This window comes from Amycolatopsis sp. NPDC114484 (assembly GCF_055633755.1).
Genome location: NZ_JBVKDQ010000043.1, coordinates 1 through 13,491, shown reverse-complemented (window position 1 = coordinate 13,491; position 13,491 = coordinate 1). Strand labels below are relative to the sequence as shown.

Here is a 13,491-nt window from a genome sequence, read left to right as displayed (position 1 = left end):
GGCGCGGCGCGGATTCGCGCCGGCCGGTTGCCGTGCGTCGGGTCTTCGGGGAAGGCGGGTCAGCCCGCGCGCAGAACCTCCAGAGCGGCGGTGAGACCGGCGTCGTCGACGCGGACCCCGGACAGCTGGAGTCCCATGTGGACCCCGGCGAGCGTGCCCGCCAGCGTCAGGTCGCCGAGGTCGCCGAGATGCCCGATGCGGAACACCCGGCCGGCCAGCTTGCCCAGCCCCGCGCCCAGCGACAGGTCGAAGCGTTCGAGAATCGTCCGGCGGATCTTGTCCGCGTCGTGCCCCGGGCCCAGGAGGACCCCGGTGAGGACTCCGGAGTGTTCCCGCTCGTCCGCGCACAGCACTTCCAGCCCCCAGCCGCGGACCGCCGCGCGCGTCGCCGCCGCGAACCGCTGGTGCCGGGCGAACACCGCGTCCAGACCCTCTTCTTCGAGGATCGTCAGCGCTTCCCGGAGGCCGAACAGCAGATTCGTCGCGGGGGTGTAGGGGAAGTAGCCGTTGACGTTGCCGTCCAGGATCGGCTGCCAGTTCCAGTACGCCTTCGGCAGCTTCGAGTGTTCGGCCGCCGCCAGCGCCTTCGCGCTGATCGCGTTGAAACCCAGGCCCGGCGGCAGCATGAGCCCCTTCTGCGAGCAGCTGATGGTGACGTCGGCGCCCCACTCGTCGTGGCGGTAGTCGAGCGAGCCCAGCGAGGAAATCGTGTCGACGAACAGCAGAGCCGGGTGCCCGGCCTCGTCCATCGCGGCCCGGATCTCCGGGATCCGGCTGGTGACCCCGGTCGAGGTTTCGTTGTGCACCACCATCACCGCCGCGATGGCGTGCCCGGGGTCGGCGGCGAGCCGCTCCGCCACCGCCGCCGGGTCGACGCCGCGCCGCCAGTCGCCCGGGACGAAGTCGACTTCCAGGCCGAGCCGCTCCGCCAGTTCGCGCCACAGAGTCGCGAAGTGGCCGGTTTCGAAGGCCAGCACCCGATCGCCGGGCGACAAGGTGTTGACGAGCGCGGCTTCCCACGCGCCGGTCCCCGAGGACGGGTAGACGACCACCGGGCCCTCGGTGCCGAAAACCGGCCCGAGCCGGCGCAGGACGTCCAGGGTCAGGTCCGCGAAATCCGGGCCTCGATGGTCGATGGTCGGGTGCGCGATGGCGTGCAATACGCGGTCCGGGACGTTGCTCGGCCCGGGAATCTGCAGGAAATGGCGTCCGCTGCGGGTCGTCATCGAGATCCTCACTTCCCATCCGTGCCGGGAGATGGCACACTATGCCGCGAAACGGCCACGAGATGGTAGGTAGGCTCGATCAGGGAGTCAAGGCTGTGCGCAATGTCGTCAACACACTGCGGGTTCTCGAGGAGGTAGCGGCGAATCAGCCCGCCGGGGTCGGGGAATTGGCCCGGCTGCTGGACCTGCCGAAGAGCACCGTGCAGCGCGCGCTGCTCGCGCTGCACGAAGCGGGCTGGATCCGGCAGTCGGCCGGGGAGTACACCCGCTGGGTCGTGACCACGAAGGCGCTGACGGTCGGTGCCCGGGCCAGCGGCGAACTGGGCCTGCGCGGCGCGGCGGTGCCGATCATGGAGGAACTCCGCCGCGAGACCGAGGAGACCATCCACCTCACCGTCCCCGAGGACAACCGGATGGTGCTGATCGAACGGCTGGAAACGACGAAACCACTGCGGGTCGGCATGGCGCTCGGCCACGCGCTCCCCCTGCACGCGTCGGCGAACGGCAAAGCCGTGCTCGCCCACAGTTCCGAAGAGGTGCTCAAACCGCTTCTCGCACAGGAACTTCCGCGCTACACCGACACCACCGTCACCGACCCGGACCGGCTCCGCGCCGAGCTGGCCGCCATCCGGGAGCGGGGTTTCGCGGCCAACCACGGAGAATGGCGCGCCGATGTGGGCTCGGTCGCGGCCGCGGTCCTCGGCAACGGCGACCAGCCGGTCGCGAGCCTGAGCATCAACCTTCCGATCACCCGGCTGACGGCCGAATCGGAGGCCGTGTTCGGAGCGGCGGTCAGCCGGGCGGCGCGGGAACTCGGCCTCCAGCTGCGGTGAACGCCCGGGGGATGTTCACGCGGGAAGCGGCCGGCCGGCCGGAAACAGCGGCGAACCCCGAGGACCGGCTCCGGCCTCGGGGTTCCGCCGTTACGCGACCTGCTTGGCGGAAACCTTCCCGCTCAGCAAATGCCCCGAGCCAGGCACCTCCGGCCGCACGCCCAGCTCGCTGAGAATCCGGAACGTCGTAGCCGTGGCCGCCGACAATACCGGGATCCCCACCGCGTCCTGAACCGGCTGGATCGACGGCAGCGACGGCATCTGCACGCACGCCGACAGCACCAGCGCGTCCGCCCGCGAAAGGTCCAGTTTCCGGTAGTGCGCAAGGAGATCCGCCGGATCCAGCCGCGCCACCGCGAGGTTGTCGGGCACCTCCAGCGAGAGCGAATCGACCACCTCGACGCCCGCGTCCTCCAGGTACTCGATCACCGCCTGGGTCAGTGGTTTCATATAGGGCGTCACGATCGCGACCCGCTTCGCCTCCAACGCGGCGATCCCGGACAGCAGCGCTCCGGCCGACGAAACCACCGGCGCGTCCGAGCCTTCCGCCCGCAACGCCGACGTGATCGAGTCCTCGGCAGTGCAGTGATATCCCGGCCCCTGCGCCATGATCGCGACCAGACACGCAGTCGCCACGACGTCCGGCCGGGCGTCGGCCAGTTCCGCGGCCGCGCGTTCTGCCTGCGCGTTCATGGCGCGCAACTGCTCCGGCGTCACGTGCTGCATGCGCGCTCGGGCGGAGTGGAAGACGAACCGGTCCTCCGGGTACAGCTCCTCGCGGGCGCGCAGCATCCGCGGCAGCTCGGTTTCCATGGTCAGGTTGGAACTCGGGACGATCATCCCGATGCGGTGGTCGGTCATCGTTTCGCCGCCGGGCGCATGTCCTTCACGGTCAGCTCGCCCGCGTCGACGATCAGCTCGTCGTCGAGGTACAGGCTGTTGCCGCGCATCGGGATGTCGAAGTGGCACGCCGTGTCGTTCGGGCCGCCGAGTTCGTTGTTCGGGCCGATCGAGAACATCACGTTGCCGTAGAAGCTCCGCAGCTCCATGCCCATGCCGCCGGGGAACTGCGTCAGGCCGTGCCAGTGCGCCCGCTCGTCGAGGCCCCAGCCGACGTGCGACATGCCGTAGCCGCGCGGGTCGTGGAAGGACTCGATGTAGCTGCTCAGCAGATCGGCGTCGAGGCCGGACGAGCCCGCGCCGCCGCGGATGTCCCGGATGAAGCCCTTTTCGATGGTCAGCTCGACCGGCGTCTGCACGTAGGTGTTGAACGGCAGCAGCACGTCGCCGGGCGCGAGCACGATCTTGCCGTCCACGCCGTCGTCCGAACCGCCGGTGAAGACGAACGCCGCGGGCCAGTGGTCCCAGCGGCCGGGCTGGTCGGTGTAGCCGTATTCGCTCATCGTCGGGTACACGCCGAGCTGGTAGGTGACGTCCGTCCCGTGTGGACTGGTGATCCGCATGGTCTTGGCCTTGGCCAGCAGTTCCGCGCCGATCTCGACGCGCTCGCGCAGTTCCTTCGTCGGCATCAGCCGGGCCAGCAGCTCAGGCGGCTCGACGGCGGTCAGGATCCGGGTGCCGGCGGCCTGGATCGCGAACTGCTCCTCGCTGAACAGCAGGAACGTGCAGTCCACGACCATGTCCGCGGCCTTCAGCGCCTCCACCGCGAGCGGCAGCTGGTCAAGGCCGGAATCCCCGACCGCCCACGAGCCGGACGCGCTCGCCGGCGACGGCAGCCGCATGTGATAGGTCGCCGCGCCGAGCTGCTGGGCGGCCCAGAGGAAGGCGTCCGCGTACTCCGCGCGCTCGGCGCCGCGCGTCAGCACGACGACCGTCTCGCCCTCGTGCACGCCGGAAAAAGTCAGCTGCCGCAAGCAGATGTCGTTGAACAGGTTCTGGTCCATGGCGACCTCCTTGATTGTCCGAATACGGATTATCCGAGTACGAGAAAGTGCCGGAAGTCCGTGAGGGGAACCCTGAGGGAATCAGAGTCCGTGAAGGCGGCCCTCACGGAACGCCGGTCACGTGCGAGCGGCGAGCAGGTCTTTCAGCGCCGAGCGCAGCGCCTGCAGGGCGGGCTGGGGTTCGTCCCAGAAGATCATGTGCCCGGCGCCCGCCACGGCCGCCAGCGGACGCGTCGATTTCTCCAGCACCGCGACGTCCGCTGAGGTCACCACCGGGCTCTCCGCGCCGTACAGCAGCGCGGCGGGACCCGGAAGATTTTCCCACAGCGGAAGGAATTCCTCGGATTCGAAGCCCGCGTGCGTGGCCGCGATGGCGGCACGGGAGCACGACGCGAGCCAGCCGGCACGCAGTTCCTGTTCCCGGCGCGGCCAGCGCGGCCACGAGGCGGCGACCTCGTCCGCAGTGGTCCCCCGCTGCGCTTGGTCCAATTGGGACTCGAAGACAGCCAGCGAGGTCGGGTACGGCCGTCCGGGTCCGCTCATCGGCGGGTCGGCGAGGACGGTGCCCGCGATCCCGCCGGACAGCGCGGCTTTGGCCGCGATCCGCGCGCCCATCGAGTGGCCGAACAGCAGCGGCGCGGACAGGTTCAGCTGGTCGATGACCGCTTCGACGTCGGCGGCATAGGCCTCCAGGTCGTAGCCGGGCCCGTCGTCGGACAGGCCGCGACCGCGGATGTCGAGCACCAGCGGGCGGACCAGGTCGGTCAGCTCGCGGGCGACGAAGTCCATGGTGATCGCCGGGCTGGTGATCCCGGGCAGGATCACCAGCGGGACGCCGTCGGCCGGGCCGTAGTCGAGGACGTGCAGCCGGACTGAACCAGACCGCACCCAGACGCTCTTCGCCGGGACGTTCGCCAGTTCGGCGAGCGCGGGCTGGGTCAGCACCCGGTCGGAAACAGAGGACATACGAGAACTCCTTCCGGGGTTCAGCGGGCCTTGGCGAGCAGCTCGACGCCCTCGCTCAGGCCGATCACATCGGCGTATTTTGCTTGCAGGTCAAAGAGAGCGGCGTCGTGCGGGCCGCGTGCCCGGTCGCCGCAGGCGTCGCGGACGACGAGCGTATTGAAACCAGACTGGACAGCGTCGACCGCGGTGGCGCGTACGCAACCCGAGGTTGTCGCACCACAGACCAGCACGGTGCCCGCGCCGAGGCCGGTGAGCAGTGCGGCGAGGCTCGTTCCGTGGAACGCGGACGCGCCTTTCTTGACGATCAGGTGGTCGGCCTCGTGCCGTTCCAGTCGCGGGTCGAGCGCGACTTCGGCGCTTCCGTCGCGGAGGCTGCGCATGCCGGGTGCCTTGCGCAGCCACGCGATCGCATCGCCGTCCGCCTCCGCGGGGTTGTAACTGATCGCGGTGTAGACGACCGGAGCGCCGCTTTCGTGGGCGGCCCGGACCAGCGTGGCAGCGGCTTCGACTTCGGCGGAAAGGTCTGCGCCGGAAGGGAAATCCGGTTCGGTGAAGCCGCGAGTCAGGTCGACCACGACCAGCACCGGCGCGGTTCCCCTCGGCACCGCGGCACCGAAACCCGCGCGGGCGTAGGTCTGCTCGGTCTCGGTGCCGTGCAATCCGTTCTCAGGCGCGCTCACGCAGCAGCTCCTTGATCAGTTTGTTCTGCGACCGCACCCGGCCCAGGAGCCAGCCCTGGAACAGCCCGAGCGCGCCCGCCGCGACGACGGGGAGATAGCGCTTCGCGTTGGGCGGGAGCAGCATCGCCAGGCCGTCGAGCGAGTCAGTGGGAGCAGCGGCAGTCGTGGCCGACGGCGCTGGTGCGGTGCCGCCGTTTTCCAGCAGCGCTCCCAGATTCTGCGCGAACTGCTGCAGGATCCGGTTCGACACCGTGCTGATCGCGCCCTTGCCGAACTGCGCGATCTTGCCCCGCACCACGAGATCCGTGTGCAGATTCAGCGACGAGCCCTTCGGACCGGGCACCAGGGTCAGCGTGACGTCCGCTTCCGCGTCGCCGTTGCCGTGGCTGTCCGCGCCCCGGGCCGACAGCCGCAGCCGTCGCTCGCCCTCGGCGATCTCGGTGAACCGGACCTTGCCCGCGTAGGCGGCGCTGACCGGGCCGACCTTGAACTTGACCTTGCCCAGGTAGGACTCGCCCTCCCGGCCCTCCAGCACCGCGCCGGGCAGGCAGCCCGCGACCCGTTCGACGTCGTTGAGCAGCGCGAACACCGTGTCCGGATCGCCGGGAAGGTCAAGGGTGTTCTCAAGAATCATCGGACCGCGTCCTCTTTCTCGCCGGTTCCGGCGGACCGCTGCGCGGCGGTCGCCTCGATCGCGTCCACAATGGTCTGATATCCGGTGCAGCGGCACAGATTCGACGACACCGTCTCCCGGATCGCCTCGCGCGTCGGCGACGGCTCCTGCGCGAGGAATCCTTCGGCGAGCATCAGGAACCCAGGGGTGCAGAAGCCGCACTGCAACCCGTGGTGTTCCGAAAACGCCTGCTGCAAATCGTTCGGCTCCTCCGGGGTGCCGAGGTCTTCGACGGTCCGGATCGCGCAGCCTTCCGCCTGCACGGCGTACATCAGGCAGGCGCGCACCGGTTCGCCGTCGACCAGGATCGTGCACGCCCCGCACACGCCGTGCTCGCAGCCGACGTGCGTGCCGGTGAGCCCCGCGTTGTGCCGCAGCACGTCGAGCAGCGTCCACCGGGGTTCGACGAGGAGTTCGTGCTCCTCGCCGTTGACAGTCAGGACGATCAGCTGTTTGTCGGTCACGCGCCGGTACCCGCTTTCTCCCGGTCGGCCGCGGCGAGCGCGGCGAGGACGGCTTCGGGGTGGATCGGGGTCTGCTCCAGCTGGACCCCGGTGTGCCAGAGGAGGTCGTTGACCGCGTTCAGCACGGCGGCGGGCGCGCCGATCGTGCCGCCCTCCCCGGCTCCCTTCGCGCCGCTTTCGGTGAAGGCGCAAGGGGTTTCGAGGTGGTCGACGGTGATGTCGGGGATCTCCGCGGCGGTCGGGACGAGGTAGTCGATGAAGCTCGCCGCCGACGGTTCGCCGTTCTCGGCGTACGTGACCTCCTCGAACAGCGCGCCGGCGATGCCCTGCGCGATGCCGCCGCGCGCCTGCCCGTCGACCACTTTCGGATTGATCACCACGCCGCAGTCCTCGACGCAGGCGTAGCGGAGAATCTTCACCTGGCCGGTGCCCGGATCGGCTTCCACCACCACCGCGTGGGTCGCGTTCGAGAACGTTCCGTCGCCGGGGACGTCGAACGCCGCGGTGGCGGTGAGCGTCGGCTCGGCTTCCTTGGGCAGCAGGTGGCTGCGCAGGTACGCGACGTCGGCGATCTCCTCGAACGAGAGCCGCTTGCTGGGGTCGTCGAGCTGGATCACTCCCCCGTCGCCGTCGAGTCCGACGTTCTCGACGCGCGTGTCCAGCAGGTGCGCCGCGATGACGCAGAGCTGCTCGCCCAGCCGGGTCGCCGCCGTCGCCACCGCCGAGCCGCCGATCGTCACCGATCGCGAGGCGAAAGTGCCCCAGCCGTAGGAAATCCGCTCGGTGTCGCCCTGGCGCAGCTTGACCTTGGCGAGGTCGACGCCGAGCCGTTCCGCGACGATCTGCGCGAACGTCGTTTCGTGGGACTGCCCGTGGTTGATCGTGCCGCTGGTGACCACGACGGAGCCGGTGAGGTCCATCCGGATCTCGCTCACGTCGAACCCCGGGACGACGGTCATCTTCCGCTTCGCGAACGCCTCGGAGCCGTAGCCGGTGCGCTCGGAGAAGCAGCTGTAGCCGATGCCGATGTGCGGATTCTTCTCGCGCAGCTCGTACCAGCCCTCGTCGCGGAGGATCTTTTCGCCCAGCTCCAGCGATTCGAGGTAGCTGCCCGGGTCGTAGGTGACCTTGTTGATGCCCGTATACGGGAACTCGGTGATCACGTTGCGACGGCGGATCTCCACCGGGTCGAGGCCGAGCCGGCGCGCGGCCAGGTCCATGACCCGCTCCATCACCATGACGTACTGCGGACGGCTGACCCCGCGATACGGCGCGGTCGGCGCTTTGTTGCTGGTGATCGCGCGCGCCCGCACCCGGTAGGCCGGAACCTTATACACCGACGGCATTTCCGCCGCCGCCATCAGCGGTTCGATGCCGACGGTGAACGGATAACACGAGTACGCGCCCATATCGCAGACAATGTCGGACTCCAGGGCGGTCAACTGACCGTCCGGAGTGAACGCGGCGCGCGTGCGATACCGCTGCTCGCGCGCGAGGAAGCCGGACGCGAGGGCTTCACTGCGGTCCTCGATCCACTTCACCGGACGCCGCAACAGTTTCGCCGCCGCCGCGACCGCGATTTCCTCCCGCCCCACAACGCATTTCTGCCCGAAGCCGCCGCCCATGTCCGGCACCACCACCCGAACCGACCGCTCCGGAATCCGCAGCGAACGCGCCAGCACGGTGCGAACCTGGTGCGGCACCTGGCTGCAGGTCTGGACGAGAAGCTGCTCGTCGCGGTCGTCCCAGGACGCCACCGCGCCGCGTGTCTCCAGCGGCAACGCGTTCTGCCGCCCGCTGCGGGTGACGAGTTCGATCACGCATCCGTCCTCGAACGCTTCGTCGACGCCCGGGGTGTCGAACGAGGTCACGTCGAGCAGCACGTTGCTCGGCGCGTCCTCGTGCACCAACGGCGCGTCCTCGGCGAGCGCGGTCTCCTCGGACACGACGGCGTCGAGGACCTCGTAACTCACCTGCGCGGCCTCGATGCCGTCCTCGACCGCGTACGGATCCTTCGCGATGACGAGCGCGATCGGCTCGCCGACGAACCGCACCTTGCCGCGCGCGAGGATCGGCATCGTGGTCGGGGTGAACTCCTCGGGCGGGCGGTCCAGCAGCGCGACCATGTCGCCGAGCTGGAGGTCTTCCGCCGAATACGCGGCCACGACGCCGTCCGCCTCACGGGTGGCGCCGAGGTCGAGTTCGGTGATCTTGCCGTGCGCGACGGTCGCGCGCACGAACCCGGCGTGCAGCATGCCGTGGAGGTGGATGTCGTCCACGAACCGTCCCCGGCCGGTGACCAGCCGAGGGTCCTCGCGGCGGCGCACGGACGCGCCGATCCACTTGCCGCCCCGGCCGTCGAACCGGGGTTCTTCGGAGGCCCTCACCGGTCTCCCCTCTCTCGCGTCTGGCTTCGCGCCGCTACGGCCTCGGGTTCGCTCGCCATCACCGGTCCCCCTTCTCCCACGCCTGGCCCAGACTTCGGGCCACCAACGTCCGCGTCAGCGCTCGCCGATAATCCGCGCTGCCCTGCGCATCACCCCGCGGATCGATCGCCTCCGCCGCCGCCCGGCCGCAAGCCGCGAACAACTCCGGCCCCGGCGCCCCGCCCGCCAGCACCGCCTCGGCCTCCGGCACCCGCAACGGCGCAGGCGCGACCCCGCCGAGCACCACCCGGCCGCCTTCCAGCGAACCGTCCGCGCGAGGTTCGAGCGTCACCGCCGCCGCGACCGTCGCGAAATCCCCGGCGCGCCGGGAAAACTCGGTCAACGCGGCCTTCGGCGCCGGCCGGGTGAACCGGACCTCGGTGACAACCTCGTCCGCCTCCACCGCGGTCGCGTAGAAGCCGTAGAACATCTCTCCTGCCGGGATCTCGCGGCGGCCGTTCGGGCCTTCGGCGACGATCACCGCGTCCAGCAGCAGCGCGAGCATGCACCACTCCGCCGTGGCGTCGCCGTGCACGAGGCTGCCGCCGACCGTGCCGCGAGATCGGATCGGCAGGTGCCCGACGTACCGCATCGCCTCGGCCAGCACCGCGAAATCCGGGCCAAGCTCGGCCAGCTCGACCCGGCGATGCGTCGTCATCGCACCGATGCGGAGTGCCGAACCGCTGCGGGAGATCTCGGTCATCCCCGGCAGGTCCCGCAGCCGTCCGAGATCGACCAGGTCGCTCGGGCGGGCCAGGCGGAAGCTCATCATCGGCATCAGGCTCTGCCCGCCCGCGATCGCTTTCGGCTCCCGCCCTCGCGCGGCGAGGCCGGAAAGCAGGCCGACGGCGTCGGCGACGTCGTGCGCCCGGTGATAGGCGAACGCGGCGGGCTTCATGAAACTTCCTTTCCGGTAAAGCGGATCAGACTGCGTCCATTTCGGACTGTTGCGGCACGGTCTCGTCGTCGATCCGGTCCAGCTCCCGCCCCCGGGTCTCCGGCGCGCAGAAGACCATGAACACCACGGCCCCGACGACGAGCAGGCCGAGCAGCGTGAACGTCAGCGGCAACCCGAGCACCGGCCACAGCACACTGCCGAACAGCAACGGCGCGAACCCGGTGACCGCCCGGCTGGACGACGACGCCCAGCCGAAGCCCGACGCGCGCAGCTCCGTCGGGTACAGCTCGGACACGAAGGCGTACATCACCGGGATCACGATGAGCGAGAACAGCCCGAACGCGCCGATCGCTACCACCGCGGCCCCGGCCGAACCGAGCACCAGCGAGAAAATCACCAGCGTGACCGCAGCGAGCGGCCCGGCCGCGGCGATCACCCGTTTGCGGCCGATGCGGTCCACGAGCAACACCGCCACCACAACGCCGACGATACCGAGCGCGTTCATCAAAGTGGTCGAAGCGAACGCGGCGATCTCCCCGAAGCCCTGTGCCTTGAGGATCGAGGGCATCCAGCTCAGCGCGGCGTAGTACACCAGCATCACCGTGATGAACAACGCCCAGGCGACGCCAGTGACCTTCGGGTTGTACGCCCACACCCGGCGCAGCTGATCGACCGCCGCGAACAACCCGCCGCCTCGCTTGTCTTCCTGAACCGCAGGCGGAATCCGGTACTGCTCCTTCGGCGCGCCGGTGCGCTCGACGAGATCGTCGATAACCAACCGGGCTTCCGCCTCGCGCCCCTTGCGCACCAGATACAACGGCGACTCCGGAACCCCGCGCCGCGCCCAGAACAACAGCACCGCCGGGAGGATCATCAGCACCAGCATCCACCGCCAGTTCCCGGAAACCGGAACCAGCAGCGTCGCCGACGCCCCCGCCAGCGTCGTGCCGACCGGCCACCAACCGTCCATTGCGGACAGTACCCGACCGCGCTGCTTGCGCGGCGAGAACTCGCTGACAATGGCGTAGTCCACCGGAATGCACCCGCCGAGCCCGACCCCGGCCAGGAACCGAAGCAACAGGAACACCTCGATATTCGGCGACAACGCGGCGAACACCGAGAAAAACGCGAACAACAGCAACGTAATGCTGAACGCCCGCTTGCGCCCGATCCGGTCCGCGACCGTCCCCCAGACGACCGCCCCCACCGCCATGCCGATCAGATTGGCAGTGGCGACGAACCCCCGCTGCGTGGCCGACAGCCCGAATTCCGTGCCCACCAACGGGGTGAGGAATCCGTTCAGCGCCACGTCCCAGGCGTCGAACATGTAGCCGAGCCCGCCGATGAGGAAGATCTTGCCCTGGACGCGCCAGCGCCACGGCAGGTCTTGGACCACCTGGTCTCCGGTACGCATAGCTTTGCTCCTTTGCGAAGTCTGCGTGTGCCGTTTTGTGCTATCGGGCGAACTGGTAGTGAATCGATTCGTTGTCCGGGTCGTTGAGCGGAGTTCCGTTCCACAGCCAGTCATAGGACACATCGGACTCGCCGTCGAAGCTTCGCAGCTTTTCGTCGCGCTCGCGCTGCTCCGGACCGTCCGGAAGATGGTAGAAACTCATGTTCTGCAAGGACGCGTCCTGAACCATCCCAGCATGCTTCGCGCGCCGGTGCACATACCGGGTCAACGCGTTGTCGATCCCCTCGCGGGTAGCCTGCCCCAGCTCCTCCGCGAGAACCGCCCCGTCCTCCATCGCCTGCGACGCCCCTTGCGCCTGGTACGGAAGCATTGCGTGACAAGCATCCCCGAGCAACGCGACGCGCCCGTCCACCCACACCGGATCGCGGCGCCTGCGGTACATCGCCCAGACCGAGACGTCGTCCTTGGCCTTCGACAGCATCGTCGGCACCCGATCGTCCCAATCCGAGTACTCGGCCGCCAACTGCTCCGCGCTAGCCGGCGCACTCCAGTTCTTCTCGACTTCCTCCGTGCACGGCACGATCGCCACCACGTTCAAATACTCGCCGCCGCGGATCATGTAATGAACGAGATGCTTGTCCGGCCCGTACCAAATCGTCGAATGGTACCGATCGACCAGGAACCGGGTAGCCGGATCCGCCGCGATCGAATCCCCCGGAATCAACGCCCGATACGCCATCTCGCCCGAGAACGCGAGCGTGTCGTCAAACCCCGCGAGATCCCTTACCGCAGAACGAATCCCGTCCGCCCCCACGACAAGGTCGCCCTCAAACCGACGCCCGTCCGCGGTGATCACCGCGGGCCGCTCCGGATTCCCGCGATCAAGGTCGACCACCTTCGCCGCAGTCGCCACCTTCACGACCGGCCCCGCACCATCGGGATCAATACACGCCCGCAAGAGAACGGAATGCAGATCCGCGCGATGGTAATGCCAATACGGCGCCCCATACTGCTCGACGACCCGCTGCCCGAGCGGCAACTGCGCGATAATGCTCCCGTCGGCCCACCGCCGCCGAACCTGATCCTGCGGTTCGCACCGCACCTTCTGCAACTCAGCCCGCAACCCAAGCCCGATGAGAATCCGGCTGGCGTTAGGAGCGGTCTGAATCCCCGCCCCGATCTCCCCGAGCTGCGGCGCCGCCTCAACCACCGTGACCCGCAACCCGCGCTGCCGCAACGACAAGGCAGCACAAAGCCCGCCCAACCCGCCACCGGCGACCACTACCTCGAAAGACTGACTCGCCGCCACCCGCTGACCTCCTACCCGCTAGCCGCCTCCGGCCCGGCCGTTCACCCGGACGCGGTTAATCCGAACACGGATTATCCGAACACGCAATAGTCACCGGGAAATTCGGTTCGCAGCGAGGCGTTCCAGGCGCACTGGGCGCCGAGACAGTCACCGAACGAGGCGAGACAGCAGCACACGACATCCCCGGCCAGGTTCGCACCACAGCCGGTCGCCATCGAGGTCGGCTTTGCATAGCCCGCCCCGGCCAACTGGCGCTAGCCCGCACGCAGCGCACTCAGCGCGACTGCCGCCGCACCATCAGCCCACTCGACGAAGCCCCTCCACGACAGCGGCCACCAAGCCCGCGACGCACAGCAGCGGGCCGCGAGGGAGCCCCTGGGGAATCTGGTTCCCTCAAGGACCCCCTCACGACCCCGCGACGGCCGCGAGGCCCCCTACTTGGGCACAGATTCCCTCAAGGACCCCTTCACGGCCCACCCCCGCCCGCCATCGCCGCGATGACTCCAACGTGGCGACGGATGCATCGCACGCACCCAATGCGGCACTCGGTATGCCAGATGCACCCAACACCACATTGGGGCACTAGCCCCACTCCCCCAAAACCCGCACCAGCGCACCCAGCAAACCATGCACCCACACCACCCCCGCACCCCGATACGAAGCCAAAAACACGGCGCGGAGGTGCTTGTCAAGGCATC

Annotated in this window: 12 protein-coding genes; 1 reads left to right on the top strand and 11 read right to left on the bottom strand. The window is 69.0% G+C overall.

The genetic code is table 11. The features are described from left to right. Positions 1 to 59 precede the first annotated feature (59 nt). Positions 60 to 1,226 (bottom strand): pyridoxal-phosphate-dependent aminotransferase family protein, encoded by a 1,167-nt coding sequence (locus ACZ7SW_RS44770; RefSeq protein WP_470236465.1) that lies wholly within the window; start codon positions 1,224 to 1,226, stop codon positions 60 to 62. A 95-nt stretch (positions 1,227 to 1,321) separates the two neighbouring features. Between ACZ7SW_RS44770 and ACZ7SW_RS44765 the strand changes: the two genes are divergently transcribed. Beyond that, positions 1,322 to 2,059 (top strand): IclR family transcriptional regulator, encoded by a 738-nt coding sequence (locus ACZ7SW_RS44765; protein ID WP_470236464.1) that lies wholly within the window; start codon positions 1,322 to 1,324, stop codon positions 2,057 to 2,059. A gap of 90 nt (positions 2,060 to 2,149) precedes the next feature. On the opposite strand, the gene ACZ7SW_RS44760 is transcribed toward ACZ7SW_RS44765, so the two are convergent. From ACZ7SW_RS44760 to ACZ7SW_RS44715, 10 genes are all read right to left on the bottom strand, one after another. After that, complete coding sequence (locus ACZ7SW_RS44760; protein ID WP_470236463.1) at positions 2,150 to 2,920, bottom strand: maleate cis-trans isomerase family protein; 771 nt, start codon at positions 2,918 to 2,920, stop codon at positions 2,150 to 2,152. Then, a complete protein-coding gene (locus ACZ7SW_RS44755; RefSeq protein WP_470236462.1) occupies positions 2,917 to 3,963 on the bottom strand; it encodes a 2,5-dihydroxypyridine 5,6-dioxygenase NicX family protein in 1,047 nt (348 codons plus the stop codon). Before ACZ7SW_RS44755 ends, ACZ7SW_RS44760 begins: the two co-directional genes overlap by 4 nt. A 117-nt stretch (positions 3,964 to 4,080) precedes the next feature. Continuing rightward, positions 4,081 to 4,929, bottom strand: a complete 849-nt coding sequence (locus ACZ7SW_RS44750) for an alpha/beta fold hydrolase (protein ID WP_470236461.1) — start codon at positions 4,927 to 4,929, stop codon at positions 4,081 to 4,083. A 20-nt stretch (positions 4,930 to 4,949) separates the two neighbouring features. Next, positions 4,950 to 5,609 (bottom strand): isochorismatase family protein, encoded by a 660-nt coding sequence (locus ACZ7SW_RS44745; protein ID WP_470236460.1) that lies wholly within the window; start codon positions 5,607 to 5,609, stop codon positions 4,950 to 4,952. Then, entirely contained in the window at positions 5,596 to 6,243 is a 648-nt protein-coding gene (locus tag ACZ7SW_RS44740; protein ID WP_470236459.1) for an SRPBCC family protein, read from the bottom strand. Before ACZ7SW_RS44740 ends, ACZ7SW_RS44745 begins: the two co-directional genes overlap by 14 nt. Continuing rightward, positions 6,240 to 6,746 (bottom strand): (2Fe-2S)-binding protein, encoded by a 507-nt coding sequence (locus ACZ7SW_RS44735; RefSeq protein ID WP_470236458.1) that lies wholly within the window; start codon positions 6,744 to 6,746, stop codon positions 6,240 to 6,242. The genes ACZ7SW_RS44740 and ACZ7SW_RS44735 overlap by 4 nt, the downstream gene beginning before the upstream one ends. Then, on the bottom strand, positions 6,743 to 9,133 hold the full coding sequence (locus ACZ7SW_RS44730) for a xanthine dehydrogenase family protein molybdopterin-binding subunit (protein ID WP_470236457.1): 2,391 nt from the start codon (positions 9,131 to 9,133) through the stop codon (positions 6,743 to 6,745). The genes ACZ7SW_RS44735 and ACZ7SW_RS44730 overlap by 4 nt, the downstream gene beginning before the upstream one ends. A gap of 58 nt (positions 9,134 to 9,191) precedes the next feature. Then, complete coding sequence (locus tag ACZ7SW_RS44725; RefSeq protein ID WP_470236456.1) at positions 9,192 to 10,070, bottom strand: FAD binding domain-containing protein; 879 nt, start codon at positions 10,068 to 10,070, stop codon at positions 9,192 to 9,194. Positions 10,071 to 10,095: 25 nt separating this feature from the next. Further along, positions 10,096 to 11,484: an MFS transporter gene (locus ACZ7SW_RS44720; protein WP_470236455.1), complete on the bottom strand. Its 1,389-nt coding sequence runs from the start codon at positions 11,482 to 11,484 to the stop codon at positions 10,096 to 10,098. A 40-nt stretch (positions 11,485 to 11,524) separates the two neighbouring features. Beyond that, a complete protein-coding gene (locus ACZ7SW_RS44715; protein WP_470236454.1) occupies positions 11,525 to 12,793 on the bottom strand; it encodes an FAD-dependent monooxygenase in 1,269 nt (422 codons plus the stop codon). Positions 12,794 to 13,491 lie beyond the last annotated feature (698 nt).